The organism is Pokkaliibacter sp. MBI-7 (genome assembly GCF_029846635.1).
In the GTDB taxonomy this organism is placed as follows: domain Bacteria; phylum Pseudomonadota; class Gammaproteobacteria; order Pseudomonadales; family Balneatricaceae; genus Pokkaliibacter.
In genome coordinates, this window is record NZ_JARVTG010000001.1 from 4089683 (window position 1) to 4111380 (window position 21698).

Genomic DNA, 21698 nt, shown 5'->3' on the forward strand with positions numbered 1-21698 from the left:
TGGCATCCATGCCCATAGCCAGGAGATAGCTCATGACGGCGCTTTGCGATTTGTCGGCCACTGCAGTACGCAGCCTGATGGCCAGAAAAGTCGTTTCCCCTGTTGAACTGACCGAAAGCTGTATTGAGCGTATTGAGGCAGTCAATCCTGCCGTCAATGCCATGGTGGCCACGGATCTGGAGACGGCCCGGCAAGTGGCCAGACAGCAGGAGCGGCAAGTCATGCAGGGCGAGCCGCTGGGCGCGTTGTTCGGACTGCCTCTGGCGGTGAAGGACATGGTGGATGCCGCTGGATTGCCGACGACCTTTGGCAGCCTGGCCCGTAAGGACAATATTGCCCGGCAGGATGAACGTCTGGTGGCGGTACTGCGTGCTGCCGGGGCCAATATCATTGGCAAAACCAACGTGCCGGAGTGGGGCGCCGGAGGCAATTCGCGTAACGCGGTGTACGGCACCACTGGCAACCCCTTTGACCCCAGCCGTTCGGCGGCGGGCTCTTCCGGTGGCTCCGCCGCGGCACTGGCCTGTGGCATGGTGCCGCTGGCAACTGGCTCCGACACGGGTGGCTCCTTGCGTAACCCGGCGGCCTTCTGCGGTATCGTGGGCTTCCGTCCCACTCCCGGGCTGGTGCCGTCAGAAAAGCGTAGTATTGGCTGGTCTCAGCTATCGACCCTCGGGCCGATGGCGCGTACCGTCGAGGATGCCGCGCTGATGCTGTCGGTCATCAAGGGGGAAGAGCCGGTTGATCCGATCACCGCGACGGTGCATGGCCGACAGATGCGGCAGGCGGAAGAGTTTTCCCCTCTCAAGGCTCTGGATCTGTGTCAGCTGCGGGTGGCCTGTACTGCCGACTTCGGCTTCGCCCCGGTCGAGCATCTGGTGCGAGATACCTTCACCGCCAAGACGGCGCGTTTTCGCTCCGTATTCCGGCAGGCCGATGACGCTACGCCCGACTGTACCGGCTCCGATGAGGCTTTTGAAAAGCTGCGCTCGCTGATGTTCCTCACCGCTACCCGCAAACTCTATGAGCAGGATCCACGGCAGGTCGGAGAAAACGTCCGCCTCAACGTCGAAGAAGGGCTGCAATACAGCGCTCAGGACATCGCCGAGGGGCTGGAACTGCAGACCCAGCTGTTTCGTCGCTGGCAGCAGTTCTTTCTCCAGTATGATTTCGTCATTGCACCGGCCGTGACCATCAGCCCGCGCCGCTGGACGGAGCTCTATCCCAAAGAAATCAACGGCCAGCCTACCCGTACCTACTACCACTGGCTGGCCATGGCCTATGCTTCAACCCTGGCAGGGCTGCCCTCCATCTCCCTGCCGGTTGGCTGTGACGCGCGCGGGATGCCCTTTGGCTTGCAGATCATCGGCCCGCGTGGCGGTGATGTGGCACTGCTGCGCATGGCTAATGCACTGGAGCAACATCTGGCCGCTGATCCGGCAACGGCGCGCCCGTGTGCGGATATTGACGCGTTGAAACAGGCACCTGCCATCGCTTCCATGGCAGATTTCTATTTGCCTGTGGGCTGCTGATGCAGTGCCGAGGTGGTATTTCACTCCTGACTGATCAAGGAATAGCCTATGTCTGTGCCCGCTAAACTGCCTTTTTCCAAAGTGCGTATTGAGAACGGTTTTGCCCTGCTTGCTGGTGAGCTGCCTTTTCTGCCTGACGGTGAGGTGCCTGAGAGCGTGACCGAACAGGTGAACGTGATGCTTGGCCGGGTACGTGACACCCTGCAGACGCAGGGGCTGTCGATGACGGATGTGGTGTCCTGCACGGTCTACCTGACGGACCGCAGCTATTTCGCCGAGTTCAATCAGGCTTATGCACCGTGGTTCAGTGATCCGTTGCCGGTGCGCACCACCGTATGCGCCGGGCTGATGGTGGATAAGGTGAAGATGGAGATTACCGTTATCGCCCGACTGCCGGTTTGACTTCTGAATGACAGTGGCGTTCAGGTGTCACTGTTAAGTATGGTGATCTGATGAGGATCGGCGCAGCATGGGGCGGCGCGCGGTCAGGCAGTGCAGCAAGGAGCAGTGGATGGTGAATAGTGATGTCATCGTGCTGGGCGCCGGGATGGTCGGTATCTGTACCGCCATCCATTTGCAGCGTCGGGGCAGGTCTGTCGTAGTGATTGATCGCAAAGCGCCGGGTGAGGAAACCTCCTACGGCAACGCCGGGGTGATTCAGCGCGAGGCCGTCCGGCCGTATGCTTTCCCCCGAGACTGGCCGACCCTGTTCAGCGCTATGGGCAACCAGCGTCTGGATATTCGCTATCGCCCCCTGTCGGTGCTGCAAAGCATGGGCCCGCTACTGCAGTACTACCGCCACTCGGCACCGGCCCGGTATCAGAAAATTGCCCGTGACTATGCCTCCATCATTGCGCTGTCACTGGACAGTCACGGTGACCTTATTGAGGCGGCCGGTGCAGATGGACTGCTGGGTGAGCAGGGGCTGGTGTTTCTTTACCGGACTGAACAGGCACGGGACGAGGCGTTTGCGACCGCCGAGGCGGTGCGGGCAGAAGGCGTCAGTCATCGCAAGCTGACAGGCAAGGAGCTGGCGCAGCTGGAGCCGACACTGGCAGACAGTCACGCGGGCGGCATTCACTGGACGGATCCGTGGACTATCCGCAGCCCCGGTGATCTGGTGAAAGCCTATGCGGCATTATTCGAGCAGCTGGGCGGCCGTATTCTGCGTGGTGATGCGGCGACCCTGACCCGGCAGGGGCCGCACTGGCATATTCGTGACGAGCAGCTTGATGATCATCTTGCTACTGAAGTGGTGGTCTGTCTTGGCCCCTGGTCGACCCGGCTGACGTCGCGGTTTGGCTACGCGCCACCGCTGTTCGTCAAACGCGGTTACCACATGCATTATCGTTATCGTGAAAGCGGGCCACAGCAAACGCACTGGGTACTGGATGCCGAGCGTGGCTATCTGATGGCACCGATGAAACAGGGGATACGGCTGACAACGGGGGCTGAACTGGCGCTGCTGGATGAGCCGGCGTCCTATGCGCAGCTGGAAGCGGCAGAGGCCGTAGCGCGGCAGACGTTTGCCATCGGCGAGCGGGTGGACCCACAACCCTGGAAGGGCGCGCGGCCCTGTATGCCGGATATGAAGCCAGTGATCGGTGCGGTACCGGGTGTTGACGGCATGTGGTGTGCATTTGGTCATGGCCATCAGGGTTTTACCCTGGGCCCTGCCACGGGCATGTTACTGGCGGCGATGATGAGCGGGGAGCCTGCAGCGATCGATATGCAGCCTTTTTCACCGGCACGCTCGTTCTGAGGTGCTGTCTTTCCAGTCAGGTTCGCTTGTGCGGGCCTGACAGTCTTTGCGTTTTCTTGTTATTGATCAGGGCATTGCTGACGTGTCAGAAGTACATGATCAGCGGCTCCAGCGCTTGCTGTTCTGGTCGTGATGGCCGGCAGTAGGCCACTTCATTGAGCATGTAGCGGCACTGTTTGAGCTGTTCGGCGAAGCCCTTTTCCAGCAGATCAAAAGCCGCATGCTCGTCCAGTTCGACCTGATCGATATAGGGGCTGAACAGGCTGGGCAGGCTGTCATGATTGAGACCGTTCACCAGTACCGTCAGGCTTTGCTGCAGGGCGTGGCAGCGTTCGCCCAGGCGGTTGAGCTGCTGGCTGTAGCGTGTCTGCTGTTCACTGCTCATGGTGCTGATGGCGGCCAGTGTATATAGCCCGCCCTGCGCGGCAGGATGCAGCACGGCATCGATTGAAGTCAGCGGCTGAATCCAGGCTATGTCGCGGGGTAACTCAGGTGAGATGGGGAGTGTCTGCAGTGCAGGGCTGACAACGGCGGTCACAGGCAGGGTGTCGGGGTGGAAGCTGGCTTCCGCGAGGGAGGCACTGTCTGCAGCGGGCAGGCTGGTGGAGAGATAGCGTAGTTGCAGTGGCAGGTGGGTGAAGAGGTCCGGGTCTTGCTCATACAGCTGCCTGAGCACGGGCAGAAAGTGGCTGTCGCAACTGAGATAGGCGACCTGCTGCTGTCGTGCCTGATCCAGCATTTCTTTCAGCTGATGCGGTCGCAGTACATCCTGTTGCAGCCAGAGAAGGAAGGGGTCAAAGCGCAGACCCATGCGCAGGCTCGCGTCCTGTCGATGTGATGCCATGCTGTGTTCCTGTTGTGGTCGAGGGAAAGGCAAATGGCGAGAAGCCCTCAGGCTTCTCGCATTGTTTCACTTCTCACGGCATCTGCTTTGCCACTGAGAAGAGACGCCACTCAGAATGAGTGCCGCTCAGGAAAACAGGGAGCTGTAGGCGTTCAGCGCGGGAGCACCGCCAAGGTGGACGTACAGCACTTTGGCATCTTTCGGAATGGCACCGCTCTGTACCATGTCGATCATGCCGTGCATGGACTTACCTTCATACACGGGGTCAGTCAGCATGCCTTCCAGACGGCCTGCCAGCTTGATGGCCTCCAGTGTGCCTTCGTTAGGCTGACCATAGACCGGGCCACCGTAGGCGGTTTCCAGAATGACATCGGCGTCGGTCAGGTCACGGCCCAGCTCGATCTGCTCGGCCGTCATACGGGCGATTTTCAGAATGGCAGCACGTGTGGCATCGGGCTTGGCAGAGGCATCAATACCAATCACCCTGCGGGGGCGATCCTGACCGGCGAAACCGGCGATCATGCCGCCCTGAGTGCTACCGGTGACGCTGCAGACGACGATATGGTCAAAGAAAATGCCCAGTTCTTTTTCCTGTTCGGCCACTTCTTCGGCGAAGTTGGCGAAACCTAACCCACCGAAGGGATGGTCAGAGCCACCGGCAGGAATGGCGTAAGGTTTGCCGCCGCGTGATTCCACCAGCTCCAGAGCGCGTTTCCAGCTGTCACGGATACCGATATCGAAACCGGACTGATCGAGGATCACTTCTGCACCCATGATGCGGCTCAGCAGGATGTTGCCGACCCGGTCGTAGACGCTGTCAGGCCAGTCGACCCAGCGCTCCTGCACCACCACACACTTCAGACCGGCAAGAGCGGCGGCCGCAGCGACCTGACGGGTATGGTTGGACTGCACGCCGCCGATGGATACCAGCGTATCGCAACCCTGACGGATGGCTTCCGGCAGAAAGTATTCCAGTTTGCGGGTCTTGTTACCGCCGTAGGCCAGGCCGCTGTTGACGTCTTCACGTTTGGCCCAGATTTCAGCGCCACCCAGATGCTGAGTCAGACGCTTCAGCGGGTGAATGGGTGACTTGCCGTGCATCAGGGGGAAACGTTCGAATTTGCTCAGATTCATGATGTCATCCTTCAGACTGCCGGAGGCAGCGTTATTAGCTTCAAGTGCTTCTCCCAGTGCCGCGCGTCACTGGCCGATGATTGGAGCCTGCCGGACTTAACTATGATCTACTGCGGGAAAGCCGATTTTGGTCATTTTTTACGCTCTCTTTCGGCCAATAGAACCACTATTGCCCTCAAGAGCGCGCCATAAACTGCCTCAAAACGGGCTTCCCCTCGCTACGATCAGTTAAGTCCGAAAGTCTCCTAGCAGGCTGTTGAAAAACGTCATCGAGGCAGCCGAGACAAGGAAAAAACAGGCGAAAAAGCGGAGTTTAGTGAACTAAATGAGCATTTTGAGCCTGTTTTTGACGCGGTATTCGGCAACGCAGATAGATTTTCAACGACCTGCTAGACAATATCCCCACGCGGACTTTCTGCTCAGGACAATCTGGCACCTACCTTGCAGAACTGTCTGAAATTGCAGACAGGGTGTCTGTTTTGCGGTGATAACTGTCTGAAGGCGGGCGGGTGACTGTCTGCCAGCAGAGGAACGCACCAGCGTGCAGCAAGGCGGAGCCGGGCACGTGCTGACAGGAGAGGACAATGGCAGAGCTGGCCATGGCAGATATCGACAAATGGGTAGAGGTCTTTCGCCAGCAGATTGAGCAGCGCAATCTGCCTCGTGGTTATCGTATGGAATCTATTCGCGCTGCAGCTGATCGCTGTGGTCTCAGTCGTTATGCCATGACGGCCGTCTACGAGCGGCTGGAGGCCATGGGCGTGCTGGAAGCCCGTCAGGGATCGGGCTTCTATGTCTGTCGCACACCGCAGACGGTGCGTAACAGCAGCAGTTTCCCCACCGATGATGTACTGGATGTCGCCCTGCTGATCCGCGGTCTGCTGGATCGCAATGATCTGGTCAAATGCGGCAGTGGCACCCTGCCGCCTGACTGGCTGGAGGAGCTGGAGCTCAGTCAGCACATCAAGACGGTCGCCTCACTGCCCGCCACCAATGTCTACAGCTATGGCCTCGAACGTGGCTTTCAGCCGCTGCTTGAACTGGTGCAGCTGAAGCTGGAAGCCATGCAGATCAGTGTGCGTCAGGAACAGCTGGTGCTGACCCGCGGTGTTACTGAAGCACTCAACTACCTGATCCGGGCCTTGTTGTCGCCCGGCGATACCGTCCTGGTGGAGGCGCCCAGTTACTACAACCTGATCGGTTTGCTGCGGCTGGCCGGCATGCAGGTGATCGCCATCGAACGGCAGCCTGACGGACCGGACCTGCAGCAGTTGCAGGAGGCCATTGAGCAGCATCACCCCAAGGCGTTCTTCCTGCAGTCCATCCTGCATAATCCCACCGGCAGCAGTATCAGCCCCGGCAAGGCCTTTCGGCTGGTGTCGGCTGCCGAGAAGGCCGGTATGTTCCTGATTGAAGACGATATCTACGGCGATCTTGCCGATCCGGCACTGATTCGTCTGGCGACGCTGGATCAGCTCGACAAGGTGATTTACGTCAGTGGCTTCAGCAAGACGGTGTCGGCGGATTTGCGTGTCGGCTTTATTGCCGCCTCTGCTGACATCATGGCGCGGCTGAGCAAGATCAAGCTGCTGGAGTCCATTACCGGTTCCGAGTTTGTCGAGAAGGTGGTCTATCACAGCCTGTCGCGAGGCAATTACAAGAAGCACATTGATCGCCTGCGTACCCGCCTGTTTGACGGGCGGCGGGAGCTGCGCGAGGTGCTACTGCGCCATGGCTGGCAATGCTGGGGCAGTGATGAGGACAGCAGCGACAGCGGTGACGGCATGTTTATCTGGACCCGCCACCCGGACTGGTCGGATTCCCTTGAGCTGGCGCAGCATGCCGCCCGGGCCGGGCTGTGGGTGGCCCCCGGCAAAGCCTTTGTCACACGCGATGTCAGCCCGTGGATTCGGCTCAATGTGGCCTATAACTGCCCGAAGCTGTTCGACTGGCTGGCACAACCCGGGCAGAAGGCGGGAGCATCTGTCAGCAGATCGTGAACACGTTCGCAGGAAGCAGTAATACTGCAGCAGCAACGTGGGTGAAGACGGAATCTTTGTGCAGTGCTTGAGGTCAGCTACAAGCCTCAGCACAGATAGCAGACTGACAAATTCGGGCTGGCGAGAAGGTAAGCATGGATAAAGTGAACGTCATCGGCGGTCGGCAGGCCGCAACAAAAAGCCGGTTGAGCATGGTGTTGCTGACCATGCTGATTTGCCTCGGTGGAGGCCACAGGGCACTTGCGGGCAGTACCGATGCGGCCACTCCGGCAGCGTCCGGCAGCTCTCGTCCTGTTTCTAGCAATAGCGGGCTGGCCAATCTGGTGCGGCTGAGCAGTGAGCGGCTGGCACTGGCTGATGCCGTGGCCGTGAGCAAGTTTCATACGGGGAAGGCGGTGGAAGACCCGCAGCGTATTCAGCAGCAGTTGCAGGCGCTGGTTGAAGAGTCAAAGCAGTATGCCCTTGAGCCGCAAAAGGTGAAGGCGTTTTTCAGTGCGCAGATAGAAGCCAACCAGCTGGTGCAGTACAACCTGCTCGATACGTATGCTGTGACGCCGGATCTGGTCGGCCCAGCGGATGATCTGGAGACCATCCGACAGGACATCACCCGTATCAACCAGCAGATTCTGAGCATCTTCGGTGCGGCAGAGGCGGAGCTGAAGCAGGGGGATTGCGCGGTGAAGCTGCATGAAGCCATTGCCTTTCAGGCTAACGACAGTGATTTCGATGATCTGCACAGCATGGCGCTGGTGCGGGCGTTTGGCGATATCTGCCGACAGCCCTGAGTCTATGATCAGGCAGAGAACGGACGCCTGAGCCGTTCTCAATGCTCTTTTCTCAATGTTCTGTTTTCAATGTTCTGTTTTCAATGTTCTGTTTTCAATGTTCTGTTTTCAATGTTCTGTTTTCAATGTTCCGTTTATTCCTGCCAGTATCCTGATGCGGTGTACCGCCATCCTTCTCTCGTCTGGTGTCTGCTTGCGTTTGCTCGGGCCAGTCCCTAATCCTCCTTACATAATTTGTTAATTATTCTCACTGGCATTGGCGGCGTTTTTACAGTTTAATGCCATTTAATCAATCGATTGATAGATTAATGGGTGAGTAGTGCACGATAATCGAATGAAAATAGCTGCTCACAATGTCCTGATCCATGTGCTGTACCCCTGTCGCAATGGTGTTCGGTCACTGGCGGTGTAAGGTGGCTTTCTGGAGCGAGTTCACAATCAGGTGAGCAGATTCCGGAGCGGGCTGCTGATTCCACCACCATCCATGCCGAGTTTTCTATCGTTTGACACTGCGGGCGGGGAGCTTTTCTTTCAGGTGGCTATCTTGTTTAAATCCAACGAGTTTTTCCGCGAACGCACCCTGCTGCGCTATATGCTGGGGTCGCTGTTCTCTACCCAGGGGGTATGGATTCAGCGGCTGACACTGGGGTGGATGGCGTGGTCATCCACTCACTCTGAAACCTGGGTAGGCATGATTGCCTTCTTCATGTTCTTCCCCACGGTGATCTTCGGGCCTTTCTTCGGGGTGCTGGCGGATCGCATCAACCTGCGTGCAGGCGTCATCAGTCTCAATTTCTGGAATTCGCTTTTGTCTGCCGCCATGGCGCTGATGATCGCCCGCGGCTGGCATGATCCCTATCTGCTGTTGGGGTTTGCCCTGTTGCTGGGCCTGACCACCAGCGTTTATCAGCCGATGCGGCTGGCGCTGGTCTCTGATCTGGTGTTCAACCCCAAATACCTGCAACGGGCCGTCGCATCCAACTCCATCATCTTCAATACCTCGCGCTTTATCGGCCCGGCGCTGGCCGGAATCATCATCAACCACTGGGGTAACGCTACTGCCTTTGCGGTGACGGCAGCGTTCTATCTGCCGATGCCGCTGCTGTTGATGCGGGCCAAACTGAACGCCTCTGCCCGAGCCTCCGATGACAGCCGCAAGAGCAAGAAGAAGGAAGGGGTGCTCAGCGAGTTCCGCTCCGGCCTGAACTATGCCCGCAGCAACGAGTTCATCCTGTGCCTGTTGCTGGTCACATTATTTACTACCGTGTTTGCCCGTGCGTTTCTGGAGCTGCTGCCAGCACTGGTACAGAGCTGGTTCAATCAGGGAGTATCCGAGCTGGCGATGCTGACCTCATCAGCTGGTATTGCTGCGGTTATCTCCGGTGTGTGGCTGTCTGGTCTGAAGCAGCGCAATACCATGCTGGCCGCGACCCGCTGGGGTTCGATCATCACCGCCATCGTGGTGATCCTGATGGGCAGCTATCAGAACTTTCACTACGGTTTGCTGGTCATTGCCGGCCTGGCGTTTTTCAGCACCATGGCCGGTATTGGCTCCCAGACCCTGATTCAGATGACCGTTGACCGTGCCTTTCGTGGCCGGGTAGTCAGCCTGTGGGGAGCCATTGTGATGGGCGGTGCCTCGGTAGGCAGCCTGATGCTGGGTACGCTGATGGAGCATCTGGGCAACCGTCCGGTGATGATCGGTGCCGGGATACTCAGCCTGCTGACATCGATCTGGGTCAGCCGTCGCTTGCAGAAGGCCGCAGAGGACAGCACCAGCGCAGAGGCTGAAGCCATGGCTGCGGGAATGGTGGCCAAATAGCGCGTAGCGGATAAGTCGCCGCCAGTAAAAAGGCCAGCATTACCATGCTGGCCTTTTTGCATTCTGAACGGATTGCGGTGTCGCGCGCTCAGTCAGACCGCGACGGATAACGCAAAACCCTGCACACACTCCTAGCGGTCACCCCAGACTTCGCGGGCGACATCCACCACCAGCCTGAGTTTGTCCCATTGCTGCTGTTCGCTCAGATCATTGCCGTGGCAGGTGCTTGAGAAGCCGCACTGTGGGCTCAGGCACAGGTTGTCCAGCGGCATGTAGCGGGCGGCATCCTGAATGCGGTTGATGATAAAGCCCTGATCTTCCAGCTGGGCAATCTTGCTGGACACCACGCCGAGTACCACCGACTTGTTGTCGGGGACGAAGCGCAGTGGTGAGAAATCGCCTGAGCGTTCGTCGTCGTACTCCAGGAAGTAGGTGTTGACGTCCAGCTCATTGAACAGCACTTCGGCAACGGCATCGTAGCCGCCTTCGGCAAACCAGGTGCTGCGGAAGTTACCGCGGCACAGATGAATGCCTACCACCATGTCGGCGGGGCGCTGGCTGATGGCGGCGTTGATCAGTTCGGCGTAACGGTGCGGCAGCTGGCTCAGGTCTTCACCCCGTTGTTCAGCAGCAGCGCGCATCTTGGGGTCGCACAGATAGGCCAGGTTGGTGTCATCCAGCTGCACATAGCGGCAACCTGCCTGATACAGCGCATTCAGCTCATCGCGATAGCACTGCGCCAGATCCTCAAAGAAGGGATCAAGGTCAGGGTAGGAGGCGATGTCGATGGCTGCCCGACCACCGCGGAAATGCACCATGGTGGGGGAGGGCATGGCGACCTTGGCGGTGCCCTGCCGGATTTGGCTCTGCAGGAAAGTAAAGTTGTCCACTTCGATGTTGCGCGCATGGCGTAACTTGCCGGTCACGCTCAGTTTTGGCGGGGTGAAGCCGTCATCACTGCGTTTGGCACTGGGGTTGGCGGCGATGTTGCCGGTCACGCTGACACCGTCCAGCTGCTGCAGAAAATCCAGATGGAAGTAGGTACGGCGGAACTCGCCATCGCTGATGCTCTTCAGGCCGATCTCTTCCTGCTTTCTGACAATCTTGGCGATCTCCAGATTCTCTACGCTGCGCAGGGCGGCGATATCCAGCTTGCCTTGCGCGAAAGCCTGACGGGCATCCTGCAGTGCCTGCGGACGTAACAGACTGCCGACTTGCTCGGCACGGTAGGGCAGGGTGAACTTGGCCATGACACGGATCCTTATGAGTGGCATGCAGCAGGTCGACGGGTCGACTGCATGCTGATTAGTAGAATGCTGGGCGCATAGTAAGGGAATGTTTGTGTTTGGATCCAATGCCTTCTCTTCAGTTTTAAAGTGAAGAAAATTAATACAGAGGTGAGGCGGTGCGCAGTCAGCCGGTGTTGCGAGGCCTGAGTGATTTTGTTTCCCGCCGTGGCTGTTGTATTTTGCCCGGCACAACGACATAACCTTGAACGTCGGCTATTTTGCAGTGCAATATCGGAAACCTGTTTGTCTTGTCTGACCACCGCTTCTAAGAGCGTGAATAAGGTCTTTGTTGTGCTGCAAAGGGATAAATACTGGGGAGCGCTGTTTTGATGAAGTTATATGTCTACGACCACTGTCCGTTCTGTGTTCGTGCAGCCATGGTGGCAGGCTATAAGGATGTCGATCTGCAGATCGTGCCCTTGCTCAATGATGATGAGGCGAGCTGCCATCAGCTGATTGGCAAGAAGATGGTACCTATTCTGGCGTGGGATGATCAGGCGATGGGGGAAAGCCTGGATATTGCCAAGAAGCTGGATGAAATTGGATCCGGTGTGAAGCTGATGCGAGCCCCTACTGACTATCAGAGCATCACCGCCGTGATCAGCAGTGTGCAGCGTTCCATCAGCTGCCTGCTGTTCCCTCGCAATATTCAGGCTGGTCTGCCGGAGTTTGCTACGCAGTCTGCCCGCGATTATTTTCAGCGCAATAAAGAGCCGATGATCGAGCAGTCCTTTGCCACCGCGATGGCCGATACCGCATTGCATAAGCAGCGAGTGGAAACCATGCTGGCCAGCCTGCCGCATCTGTCACTGCCTTCGGAGAACGGTGACACCCTGGGCTGGGACGATGTGATGATTTACCCCACTCTGCGTAATCTCACGCTGGTGCAGGATCTGCAGATCCCCCAGCAGGTGCGCGACTATCTGCAGGAGATAGCCGCGCTGACCCGGACCGAGCTGTATTACGCCATCGCAATCTGACACTGCATTCGGTCGCTTGGCCTTATTCGCCCTTTTCCAGACTGGCCAGCTGCTGGCGCACGGCGGCGAAGCCGTACTCCTGCAGGCTGCCATAGCCCATCAGGCGGTTGGCCCGCAGTTTGGTCAGGGCTGGCAGGCTGATGCCACAGAGAAAACAGGCCAGCGTGTGGCGGTCTGCAGTGGTGTTCATCTTGCTCTGCAGATCGGTCAGGGCGCTGCTCAGCTGTTCAGGCTGCAAGGGCGGCAGCGCCACAGGCTCGGGCAGTTGTGCCACACGACCATGGCACACGGAGCAGTGGCCACAGTGCTGCGGTGCCTGCTGGTCACCAAAGTAACTGGCCAGACGCTGACTGATGCAATGGTCGCTTTCAAACAGCCCGATCATCCCGGTTATCCGGTCAATTTCCTTGTTTTCTTTGAGCTGAAACTGTTCTGACAGTTGTTGCGCCAGCGTCGTTATGGCGTCGTCATGGGCCAGACCGGGGTGGGGCAGCACGCGATAGGCTTCGGTCATCTGCTTGGCTTCCAGTGTCAGCCAGCCTCTCTCATCCATATATTCCAGTGCGGCAACCAGCCGCTGCCGCTGGCCGGGATGAGCCTGATTGAAACTGTCGAAATCCAGGCTGTACCAGCTGCGCCCCAGCTTCGCGTGCTCAAACAGTGTCTGGATGAATTGCTGGCGTTCAGGGTTGAAGCGGGCCAGCAGGCGGTCCTTGTCTTCCTGCAACTGGAAGCGGTAATCCGCAAAGTAGCTGTACAGCGGCTGGATCACGCCACGCAGTTCGAGATAAACCAACAGCGTTTTCAGCGGCAGCTGGCGAATATTGCTGCGCTCGGACAAACGGTAGAGGGTGGTTTCCCACACCTGCTGCTCCGCTTCGGTGGCGATGGTCTGCAATACCGAGCGGATGCCGTCGACCTGTGGAGTATCGCCATAGACGAAGTTTTCCAGCACCTGCAGCTCTTCGCGGCTGCCCAGCAGCGTACAGAGTGAAGGCTGACCATCACGCCCGGCACGGCCGATTTCCTGACTGTAGTTTTCCACCGATTTGGGCAAATCGTAGTGCACCACCTGACGAATATCGCCCTTGTCGATCCCCATCCCAAAGGCGATGGTGGCGACGATGATACGGCTGCGCCCATCCATAAAACGCTGCTGAATCAGCTGGCGTAACTCATTACCGAGCCCGGCGTGATACGCCTCGGCAGCGAGACCCTGCGCCTGCAAAAAGCCGGCGACCCGTTCAGCCGTCTGCTGCAGGGTGACGTAGACCACGGCAGCGGACTCAGGCGTCTTGTGCAGCACCGCCAGCAGGGCCTGATCACGCTGAGCGCTGTTGACCGGGCGGATATGCAGGTGCAGATTGGCGCGGTAGAAGCCGGTCACCTGGATATGCTCAGGGCGAATGGCAAATTTACTGGCCATGTCTTCGATCACGGCAGGCGTGGCAGTGGCCGTCAGCAGCAGAGCCTGAGGAATAGCCAGCTGGCGCTGATACTCCGGCAGCTTGAGATAATCCGGGCGGAAATTATGGCCCCATTCGGAAATACAGTGCGCCTCATCCACCACCAGCAGTGACAGCGGCACCTGACTGATAAAGCGACGGAAGCGTTCATTCTTCAGGCGTTCAACCGAGATCATCAGGATTTTGATCTTGCCCTGACGTACCTCCTCCATGGTGTGTGACGTGGCGTCCCGGCTCTGGCTGGAATCGATGGAGGCCGCCGCAATGCCTTTCTGCTGCAGGAATTCCAGCTGGTCCTGAATCAGCGCCAGCAGGGGAGATACCACCAGGGTCAGATGAGGGAGCTGCAGTGCCGCCAGCTGATAGCACAGGGATTTTCCGGAGCCGGTCGGGAAGATCGCCATGGCGGAATGCCCTTCGGCAACGGCGCTGATCACCTCGCGCTGGCCCTGACGAAACTCAGCAAACCCAAAATACTGCTGTAGTTGTTGTTCCAGGCCTGTGAGTGGCTGCGATTGAGACACGGCGTCCTTCCTTATGGGTCGGTATCAAGAAGGGAGAGACTTTATCACAACCCCGGTAGATGCCGTTTGCCGGTAGCGGGGCGAAAAGGGGTGCGGGTGTTAAGGGGGGCTGGGAGGAGGGTGCTCGCTGCGTACATCTCCGGGAAGGATGTACGCAGCGAGCGGGTACTGCGACGTCAGTGTAGCAGGGGTTCACCTTTGCGTGGTGTAAAGCTGTATCGCAAAGAATTCATGTTCAGTTAGAGCCTGTCAGCAGCGCGTCTTCTTCGGCATTGGCGCGATGATGGGCGGTCAGCTGGAAGTAGCAGTAACCGACGGCCATGAACACCAGGAAGATCAATCCGATGATGGCGTTGAACCAGGCCATGGCGATCAGACAGATGACCGACAGCACCAGCGCGATACCCGGCACGACCGGGAAACCGGGCGCCATGAAGGTGCGCTCCAGATGCGGTTCGGTACGGCGCAGCTTGAACAGGCTCAGCATGCTCATGATGTACATGACGATGGCGCCGAACACGGCCATGGTGATCATCGCGGCGGTCAGGCTCATGCCCTGCAGGTTGATCAGACCATCACTGTAGATGGCCGCGATACCAATGATGCCACCAGCGATAATGGCGCGGTGCGGCGTCTGAAAGCGTGACAGTTTGGCCAGACTGGCAGGCAGGTAACCGGCACGGGCCAGCGCGAAGAACTGGCGGGAATAGCCAAGGATGATGCCGTGGAAAGACGCCACCAGACCGAACAGGCCGATCCAGACCAGCATATGCAGCCAGCCGGAGTTTTCACCTACCACCATTTTCATCGCCTGCGGCAACGGGTCGTTGATGTTGGACAGCGCGCTCCAGTCACCGGCACCGCCTGCCATGATCATGACGCCCATGGCCAGCACCACCAGCGTCAGGATGCCGGTGACATAGGCTTTGGGAATGGTGCGTTTGGGGTCTTTAGCCTCTTCGGCAGCCATGGCGGCCCCTTCAATGGCAAGGAAGAACCAGATGGCAAAGGGGATCGCAGCGAAGATGCCGGAGACGGCAGGCATGCCGAAGCTTTCTGAGCCGGCCCAGCCATTCAGTACAAAATTACTGAAACTGAAGCCGGGCGCTACGACGCCCATAAAAACCAGCAGTTCCAGTACCGCCAGAATGGTGACCAGTAGTTCAAACGTTGCGGCCAGCTGCACACCGAGGATATTCAGCGTCATAAAGACGACATAGGCGCCCACTGCGGCGGTTTTGGGATCAAGGCCGGGAAACTGCACATTTAGATAGGCACCGATAGCCAGTGCGATAGCGGGTGGAGCGAAGACAAATTCGATCAGAGTGGCAAGACCGGCAATCAGCCCGCCTTTCTCACCGTAGGCACGGCGGCTGTAGGCAAAGGGGCCACCCGCATGGGGAATGGCTGTGGTCAGTTCGGTGAAACTGAAGATAAAGCAGGTGTACATGACAGCCACCAGCACCGCGGTGACCAGAAAGCCCAGGGTGCCCGCGACGCCCCAACCATAACTCCAGCCGAAATATTCGCCGGATATGACCAGACCGACGGCAATCCCCCAGAGGTGCAGAGTACCCAGGGTGGGCTTTAGCTGTTGCACGCTCATCAATGTCCCCTCTCTCAATAGTATTGGCCCGGCGATAGCAACCAGCAGGTGGGTAGCCAGAGCCTCTTTTTTGTTGGTTATCGTCTCTCTTGCTGCAATGACAGAAGTCAGTCTGTCGGGTGGTGAGTAAAGCGAGGTCAAGGTATACCGCCGGGCTTTTCCATGGCGCAAACAGTTTCGTTTTGGGTAAAACGTTACTATTAGAAAAAATGATAGTGCCAGCTGTTAGCTCTTTGCCTTCATTGCACGCCCTGTTTTAGCCGGCGGGCGCAGGAAGCACAGCGATGAGTGATGACTGGTTCAGGCACCAGCTGCCGCAGGCTGTGGCTGTTAACGGCAGGTGTATAAGTGGTCACACGAGGGGGTAAAGCGGAAGGTGAAAGCAGCGTCTTGCTGCCCGTTTTAGAGCATAACGTTCTAGCGCGCTAGAGCCTTGATACAGAAACAATAATGCTGCACTGCGAAAAATTGTGTCTGGCAGGCGCTTGAAATACGGCTCGCCCTGACCAAGCTAAAGAGTTCATACCCTCATGGGAGAGCGCCATGGCCACAGCCGACAGTAATGCCGCAGCACCCCAATACCTCCTTTCCTCCGCAATTCCGGTGAATGAAGCCGCTGCTCCTGATGCCTCTGGATCTGCACCGCTGGCACCTACGCGCCGCAGCAGGAAAACCACCGCCCGAGCTAAGCCAAGTGCTCCTGCTACAAGCGTGGCTGATAACAATGCAGGCCATCCAGCCCCGCCGGTAGCGTCGCCCGGTACGGCTGAGCCCAGCGCTCTGCAGCAGATTACAGCGACCTGTTTTGGGGAAAAACCCATGGTGGCGCTGGTGCTGCAGGGTGGTGGGGCGCTGGGTGCCTATCATATTGGTGCCTTTCAGGCGCTGGAGGAGGCCGGCATCCAGCCGGACTGGATCAGTGGCATTTCCATTGGCGCAGTGAATGCGGCCATTCTTGCGGGTAATCCTCCTGAGTTGCGGTTACGCCAGCTGGACGCGCTGTGGGAGGCCATTTCGCGTCCGGACATCTATTCTGCCGGGCAGATGCGTCATGCGCCGCTGGCTGTACAACGTTATTTCAATACCCTGAGTGCTTTGCAGGCCATCTGTTTCGGCCAGCCTAACTTCTTCACGCCACGCTTTCCCAACCCCTGGCTCCTGAATGATCTGACAGCCAGTCAGGCCGGGTTTTACGATACGGCACCGTTGCTGGAAACCCTGCAGGCCCTCAGCAATTTTGAATTGATCAATCAGCACTTTCTGACGCCCGAGCCAGCGCTGACTGACAGCGATGACGCCACACCTGCCTGTGCGCTGGAAGAAGGCGTGCTGCTCAGTCTGGGGGCGACCAATGTCACCACCGGGGAGCTGACGTTCTTCAATAACTGGCAGCAGGAGATCACCCCGCAGCATGTGCTGGCCAGTGGTTCCCTGCCACCTGGCTTCCCGGCGGTAGAGATCGAGGGCCAGTGGTACTGGGATGGCGGTTGTGTTTCCAACACACCACTGGAGGCCATCCTGAAAAATCTGCCAGACCGGCCGTTGCTGGTTTTTATGGTTGATCTGTGGAGTGCAGAAGGCGCGGCACCGACCACCATGGATGAGGTCAGCTGGCGGCAGAAACAGATTCAGTACGCCAGCCGCAGTGCGGCGGAAATTACACGCGTCACTCACGAGCTGAATATGTGCAGGAGCCTGCAACAGGCGGGTGTCCCTCATGAGGTCCCGGTGCATCTGGCGCGCTATCTGAAGTTTGGTCACTCACTGGATATCGTCCATATCACCTACTGTCCGGGGGCCGATGAGATTGCCAGCAGTGATGCCGAATTCAGCCGTACCTCCATTGCAGATCGCCGGGCTGCCGGGCTGCGTGATATGCGTGCCGCACTGGAGCATGCCCCATGGAAAAGCCTGCGCCCCAGACAGAAAAGTGCCAGCTGCCATAAGGTCAAATCCGGTCTTGTCGAAGTGGATTGTTTCAGGGTAGCGGGGCATTCAGGGGGGTAACCAAAGATCCGCCTTTGCTGTTCGTCTTTGTCAGGGCAACACGATGGTAACCGGAGGGAGTCCCTGTGAGCTTGATAAATGCACTGGTGGTTTATGCGCGAGACCTGTCAGGCGTGAGCCGCTTCTATCAGGCGGTACTGGCAGGACAGATCAGCGAGCAGCACGACGACTATTGGATAGTCATTGCCCCCGGCATGGAGGTGGTGGTGCTTTCCACCCCGCTAACCCGGGCGCTGCCCGTTGTTCATGAGCCGCTGCCGCGACAGGATGTGGCCATCAAACCGATATTTATTGTTGATGACCTGCAACGGGTCAGAGAGGCAGCGGTAGCAACAGGAGGCGGAGCTAAGCCAGTTCAGGCCGAATGGCGATTTGGAGACTTTCGGGTGCTGGATGGCTGGGACCCGGAGGGCAATATTATTCAGTTCCGGCAGAAGGCCGCATGAGATGGGAAAGGGCCCACGGTACAGCGGTGGCCCTTGTTGTCAGTAGTGATAACGCAGCTGAGCAATAAGCAGGCTATCTTCTGTCACCTTGTAGACAAGGCGATGTTCATCGTTGATACGCCTCGACCAGTAGCCTGCGAGGCCATGCTCTTACCCCGTTAGCGCTTGCTCTTGCTGGGATAGTCCGTGCGCAGTTCCAGTCGCCACAGCTGTACCTGATCATCCTGAGTCAGCCCGGCGATTTCCTCGGCATCATTGCCTGCACCGATAAACAGATCCATGCGCACATTAGAGGTGATGGCGGCACCACGGTCCTGGCCGATCACCAGTTGCTGCACCTTCTTGCCATTGCCCAGCGTGCCGCTGACAAACACTGGCAGACCGGGGATAAAGTGCTGCCAGTCGAGGGCGGCGCTGCGATAGGGCGTCAGGCCTGCCGTCAGGTTCATGGCGCCGGGAGGGCCGACCCGCTTTACTCCTTGCGGGTCTTTGCCGACAGAGAAAAACACCATGCGCTTGTTGCGCCAGTACACATCGTCCTGCTCAGGCTGGGTGTGCGTTGCCATCCAGGCCTTGATGGTCTGCATGGAAATCTCTTCCTTACTGATCTCGCCACGATCCACCAGTACCTTGCCGATGGAGGTATAGGGCATGTTGTTGGTGCCCGCGTAGACAAAACGCACTTCGTCACCGTTGGCCAGTACGCCGGTACCGCTACCCTGTACCTGCAGCACAAAGGCTGACCAGCGGTCGGTGTAATACAGCACCTGACTGCGCAGTTGCGCCACCTTGCCACTTTCAATGGCCTGACGGTCAGGGCTCTGCCCAGACGACCATTGGGCAGGCAGGGCGTAAATAGGCCAGTTCAGGGTGCTGGTTGGCTTCTTGCTGATGGGAAGGCTGGGCTCGTAATACGCCGTCAGCATCGGATGGCGCTGGCTCGACTGCATGGGGATGGCCACGAAGTACTGATCCAGCCAGGTCAGCCACTCCTTGTGGCTGGCCCGTTTGTTCATCAGCTCATGGGCGCGCTGGCAGGACTGCTGATACAGCTGGAACTGCTGACCGGAAAACTGGCGGTCACCTGCAACGCCCAGAGGTTTGCCATTGCCACGTTCGCGGTATTTATCGCAGCTGTGCAGATAGGTTTGCACCGCCAGAGGCAGGTTGTCCCGGCTGATACCGGGCAGTGTGGAAGGCAGGCTATGGGCACTGGGGGCGATAAACAGTTGAACAAGACCCATAACGATGCCGGGCAGGCTGAAAGGCATAACGGACCCTGAAGACGTGTTGCTCAATTGGTTGCTCGAAAAATACGCCAGCCCGTCAATGTCGACCCTGAAACAGGGGATAAATGTGGCGTAACTGAGAACGGGCCCGAGCACTATGACGAGCTTTGCCGGAGGGTTCAAGCCGACAAATGCTTGACTGATCAGAGGCGGGCTACCATGGTTAGCAATGGACTGGTGGAAAGTAGGGGTATCGATACTGCCACCAGCAAACTCATCACAATGGACAGTTCAGATGGCAAAACGGGATTCAGGACCCGAATGGGTTCCGCGCTTGAGCAGTGCAGCGGAGCTGGAAATTCCCTGGGAAATGCTTGAGCCCCTGATAGGTGGCCGTTCAGTGGTGGATCTGCGTCAGCTGCAGCTGGCGGATACCGATGCTGCTGTGCGTTTTCTGTCTGCTTATGGCTTTAACAGCGACACGCAGGAAGACCGTCAATGGATGATGCTGATCCATGAGCGCGCCATTAATTACCTTGATGAATGGGTATTACCCTGGCATCACCTTGAGCGGGTGCCGGAGCCCTATCGTTCCATGCCGATCGAAACCCTGCTGGTGGAGGCTTCCCGTCCGGGCAATCACCCCTGGCCAAACTGGCCTTGTGTACTGCTCAAGGTGATGCACTGTGCCACCCATGCCTTGTTCAGTGAAGATCAGGAAGCCCATCGGTTTGCTCTGGACAGCATACGTTCACGCTATCTGCCGTTCCTGTTTGAGCAACAGGGGCAGCAATGGATTGGTGACGAACGCTGCAAGATTCCGCTGGTGGAGTTTCGCATCAAGGAGGAAAAGTCCTTTGAGCGGATCATGACCAAACTGCTGCACAAGCCGGGCAATCTGGCCTCGGAAGTGTTTGACCGGCTGGGAGTGCGGCTGGTGACGCACGATATTTTCTCTGCCGTGCTGCTGATCCAGTTTCTGCGCAGCCGTGCCATCATCATGCTCGCCAACCAGCTGCCGGAGCGCACCCGCAACTCACTGGCGGAGCTGGATGAAATCCACCGTCTGTACGGCATCAGCTCATCCTATATCGTCGAATCCGCCAGCGAGTCGTTGGGGCAGGAGGGTAGCCGGGATAATCCTTTCAGTGACCGCACTTTCCGCATGTTCAAATTCGTTGAGCGGTTGATCTTGCGTATGCCCAGCGGTCGGCGGTGTATCTATCCCTATGAAATTCAGGTTTTGGATGCTAATTCACTGGAGGCCACCGGGCAGGGGGCAGCCACCCACGATGCCTACGAAGCCCGGCAGATGGGCCGGGTCAGGCAGCGCCTGTTCGGGCATTTTCCGACGGTGGATGTCAGCCACTGACATCACGGTTCACAGAGATGCTCGTTCCTGTTCAGTATCGGGAACGAGCCTCACGGACAGAGCGTTGTCTCAACAGGCTTAGTCCAACCCAAGGTCTCTTCCTGCAAGCGCATTAGTGGCGGCGACGGTTGCTTCGAAATGATTGTCCAGACGCTGTTTAGTCTCTGCAAGCATAGGTGTGCATTCTCTGGCATTTAAATGCTTAATTATTGGAGTAAAAGAGCTATCAACCTCCAGGAATTTGAATATCTGTTGCATCCAATTGAGCAGTAGTCGCTATTTAGCGAGGAAAAAGAAGACCAGAAAGGTACATGGTTTTTACAACGCTTTGTAATAGGGACGATAAGCAGCCATCGAAAAGCCGTTTCGTACATAGAAGCTTTTTAGCCATGGTTTGTTATCTGCAATATCACCGCTTATAACGACTGCACCCAGCTTTTTAGCCTCGGACTCGATTTGAGATATTAATCTGGAAGCGGCTCCTGATCTGCGGTGTTGTGGCAGAATAAAAATCTCATCAATAGCTACCTCAATGCCCATAAATTCAAAGCTATAGGTGTAAGTAACATTAATATAACCAATCGTTGTGCCGGCACTGTGCGCGATATACGAGCTCACCAATTCCGGGTGAAGGAAAGCGCTTGAAATGGCTGCTGATACCTGGCTGGGACTATTGATGATGGATTCTTCAGCATTGAACTGCATCATCAACTCGGCAAGAAGTTTTATATCTGACGTGGTGGCTTTTCTAATTTGCATATTGATACAGCTGCCTGTGAAATAAGGTGATTTGATATTAAGCCTGAATTCGGTGGTACAGGTAATGTTGTCACCTCTTAGCAGGTCGTTGAAAATCTATCTGCGTTGCCGAATACCGCGTCAAAAACAGGCTCAAAATGC

At 57.5% G+C, this 21698-nt stretch carries 17 protein-coding genes and 1 pseudogene; 10 read left to right on the forward strand and 8 right to left on the reverse strand.

What is annotated here, in order from left to right:
• Positions 1–32: 32 nt before the first annotated feature.
• The 3 genes from QCD60_RS17985 to QCD60_RS17995 all read left to right on the forward strand — a co-directional run bounded on the left by QCD60_RS17985 (position 33) and on the right by QCD60_RS17995 (position 3294).
• A complete protein-coding gene (locus QCD60_RS17985; RefSeq protein ID WP_279787629.1) occupies positions 33–1532 on the forward strand; it encodes an amidase family protein in 1500 nt (499 codons plus the stop codon).
• Positions 1533–1580: 48 nt separating this feature from the next.
• The gene (locus QCD60_RS17990; protein ID WP_279787630.1) at positions 1581–1934 is read left to right on the forward strand and encodes a RidA family protein; all 354 of its coding nucleotides are present in this window, start codon (positions 1581–1583) and stop codon (positions 1932–1934) included.
• A gap of 109 nt (positions 1935–2043) precedes the next feature.
• Positions 2044–3294 (forward strand): FAD-dependent oxidoreductase, encoded by a 1251-nt coding sequence (locus QCD60_RS17995; RefSeq protein WP_279787631.1) that lies wholly within the window; start codon positions 2044–2046, stop codon positions 3292–3294.
• Positions 3295–3379: 85 nt separating this feature from the next.
• On the opposite strand, the gene QCD60_RS18000 is transcribed toward QCD60_RS17995, so the two are convergent.
• Together QCD60_RS18000 and QCD60_RS18005 are read right to left on the reverse strand one after the other, a co-directional pair.
• Positions 3380–4138, reverse strand: coding sequence for a hypothetical protein (locus tag QCD60_RS18000; protein WP_279787632.1), 759 nt, complete (start codon positions 4136–4138; stop codon positions 3380–3382).
• A gap of 126 nt (positions 4139–4264) precedes the next feature.
• Entirely contained in the window at positions 4265–5272 is a 1008-nt protein-coding gene (locus QCD60_RS18005; RefSeq protein ID WP_279787633.1) for a 1-aminocyclopropane-1-carboxylate deaminase, read from the reverse strand.
• Between the two features lie 584 nt (positions 5273–5856).
• Between QCD60_RS18005 and QCD60_RS18010 the strand changes: the two genes are divergently transcribed.
• The 3 genes from QCD60_RS18010 to QCD60_RS18020 all read left to right on the forward strand — a co-directional run bounded on the left by QCD60_RS18010 (position 5857) and on the right by QCD60_RS18020 (position 9879).
• A complete protein-coding gene (locus QCD60_RS18010; RefSeq protein ID WP_279787634.1) occupies positions 5857–7272 on the forward strand; it encodes a PLP-dependent aminotransferase family protein in 1416 nt (471 codons plus the stop codon).
• A gap of 134 nt (positions 7273–7406) precedes the next feature.
• Positions 7407–8057 carry a gamma subclass chorismate mutase AroQ gene (gene aroQ / locus QCD60_RS18015; RefSeq protein WP_279787635.1) on the forward strand — a complete coding sequence of 217 codons (651 nt, stop codon included), beginning with the start codon at positions 7407–7409 and terminating at the stop codon, positions 8055–8057.
• A gap of 544 nt (positions 8058–8601) precedes the next feature.
• The gene (locus tag QCD60_RS18020; protein ID WP_279787636.1) at positions 8602–9879 is read left to right on the forward strand and encodes an MFS transporter; all 1278 of its coding nucleotides are present in this window, start codon (positions 8602–8604) and stop codon (positions 9877–9879) included.
• Positions 9880–10010: 131 nt separating this feature from the next.
• Here QCD60_RS18020 and QCD60_RS18025 read toward each other — a convergent pair whose 3' ends face one another.
• Complete coding sequence (locus QCD60_RS18025; RefSeq protein ID WP_104151689.1) at positions 10011–11129, reverse strand: 5-methyltetrahydropteroyltriglutamate--homocysteine S-methyltransferase; 1119 nt, start codon at positions 11127–11129, stop codon at positions 10011–10013.
• Between the two features lie 368 nt (positions 11130–11497).
• Between QCD60_RS18025 and grxB the strand changes: the two genes are divergently transcribed.
• Complete coding sequence (gene grxB / locus QCD60_RS18030) at positions 11498–12148, forward strand: glutaredoxin 2 (RefSeq protein WP_279787637.1); 651 nt, start codon at positions 11498–11500, stop codon at positions 12146–12148.
• Positions 12149–12170: 22 nt separating this feature from the next.
• On the opposite strand, the gene QCD60_RS18035 is transcribed toward grxB, so the two are convergent.
• Both QCD60_RS18035 and eat read right to left on the reverse strand, forming a co-directional pair.
• On the reverse strand, positions 12171–14138 hold the full coding sequence (locus QCD60_RS18035; protein WP_279787638.1) for a RecQ family ATP-dependent DNA helicase: 1968 nt from the start codon (positions 14136–14138) through the stop codon (positions 12171–12173).
• A 235-nt stretch (positions 14139–14373) separates the two neighbouring features.
• The gene (eat, locus tag QCD60_RS18040; protein WP_279787639.1) at positions 14374–15744 is read right to left on the reverse strand and encodes an ethanolamine permease; all 1371 of its coding nucleotides are present in this window, start codon (positions 15742–15744) and stop codon (positions 14374–14376) included.
• A 543-nt stretch (positions 15745–16287) separates the two neighbouring features.
• On the opposite strand from eat, the gene QCD60_RS18045 reads away from it, so the two are divergent.
• The gene (locus tag QCD60_RS18045; RefSeq protein WP_279787640.1) at positions 16288–17751 is read left to right on the forward strand and encodes a patatin-like phospholipase family protein; all 1464 of its coding nucleotides are present in this window, start codon (positions 16288–16290) and stop codon (positions 17749–17751) included.
• Between the two features lie 65 nt (positions 17752–17816).
• Positions 17817–18197, forward strand: coding sequence for a VOC family protein (locus QCD60_RS18050; RefSeq protein ID WP_279787641.1), 381 nt, complete (start codon positions 17817–17819; stop codon positions 18195–18197).
• Positions 18198–18236: 39 nt separating this feature from the next.
• Here QCD60_RS18050 and QCD60_RS18055 read toward each other — a convergent pair.
• Positions 18237–18347, reverse strand: a pseudogene (locus QCD60_RS18055) (Txe/YoeB family addiction module toxin); the annotation flags it as partial.
• 8 nt (positions 18348–18355) lie between these two features.
• Positions 18356–19468: an MltA domain-containing protein gene (locus tag QCD60_RS18060; RefSeq protein WP_279787642.1), complete on the reverse strand. Its 1113-nt coding sequence runs from the start codon at positions 19466–19468 to the stop codon at positions 18356–18358.
• A gap of 253 nt (positions 19469–19721) precedes the next feature.
• Between QCD60_RS18060 and QCD60_RS18065 the strand changes: the two genes are divergently transcribed.
• The gene (locus QCD60_RS18065; RefSeq protein WP_279787643.1) at positions 19722–20798 is read left to right on the forward strand and encodes a TIGR04552 family protein; all 1077 of its coding nucleotides are present in this window, start codon (positions 19722–19724) and stop codon (positions 20796–20798) included.
• A 318-nt stretch (positions 20799–21116) separates the two neighbouring features.
• Here the strand turns inward: QCD60_RS18065 and QCD60_RS18070 are convergent, their stop codons facing one another.
• On the reverse strand, positions 21117–21557 hold the full coding sequence (locus tag QCD60_RS18070) for a GNAT family N-acetyltransferase (protein ID WP_279787644.1): 441 nt from the start codon (positions 21555–21557) through the stop codon (positions 21117–21119).
• Positions 21558–21698 lie beyond the last annotated feature (141 nt).

Bases quoted from the DNA above. Each gene is read 5' to 3' on its own strand.
- QCD60_RS17985 (WP_279787629.1), top strand. From the start codon at position 33: ATGACGGCGCTTTGCGATTTGTCGGCCACTGCAGTACGCAGCCTGATG.
- QCD60_RS17990 (WP_279787630.1), top strand. From the start codon at position 1,581: ATGTCTGTGCCCGCTAAACTGCCTTTTTCCAAAGTGCGTATTGAGAAC.
- QCD60_RS17995 (WP_279787631.1), top strand. From the start codon at position 2,044: ATGGTGAATAGTGATGTCATCGTGCTGGGCGCCGGGATGGTCGGTATC.
- QCD60_RS18000 (WP_279787632.1), bottom strand. From the start codon at position 4,138: ATGGCATCACATCGACAGGACGCGAGCCTGCGCATGGGTCTGCGCTTT.
- QCD60_RS18005 (WP_279787633.1), bottom strand. From the start codon at position 5,272: ATGAATCTGAGCAAATTCGAACGTTTCCCCCTGATGCACGGCAAGTCA.
- QCD60_RS18010 (WP_279787634.1), top strand. From the start codon at position 5,857: ATGGCAGAGCTGGCCATGGCAGATATCGACAAATGGGTAGAGGTCTTT.
- aroQ (WP_279787635.1), top strand. From the start codon at position 7,407: ATGGATAAAGTGAACGTCATCGGCGGTCGGCAGGCCGCAACAAAAAGC.
- QCD60_RS18025 (WP_104151689.1), bottom strand. From the start codon at position 11,129: ATGGCCAAGTTCACCCTGCCCTACCGTGCCGAGCAAGTCGGCAGTCTG.
- grxB (WP_279787637.1), top strand. From the start codon at position 11,498: ATGAAGTTATATGTCTACGACCACTGTCCGTTCTGTGTTCGTGCAGCC.
- eat (WP_279787639.1), bottom strand. From the start codon at position 15,744: ATGAGCGTGCAACAGCTAAAGCCCACCCTGGGTACTCTGCACCTCTGG.
- QCD60_RS18045 (WP_279787640.1), top strand. From the start codon at position 16,288: ATGGCCACAGCCGACAGTAATGCCGCAGCACCCCAATACCTCCTTTCC.
- QCD60_RS18060 (WP_279787642.1), bottom strand. From the start codon at position 19,468: ATGCCTTTCAGCCTGCCCGGCATCGTTATGGGTCTTGTTCAACTGTTT.
- QCD60_RS18065 (WP_279787643.1), top strand. From the start codon at position 19,722: ATGGCAAAACGGGATTCAGGACCCGAATGGGTTCCGCGCTTGAGCAGT.
- QCD60_RS18070 (WP_279787644.1), bottom strand. From the start codon at position 21,557: ATGCAAATTAGAAAAGCCACCACGTCAGATATAAAACTTCTTGCCGAG.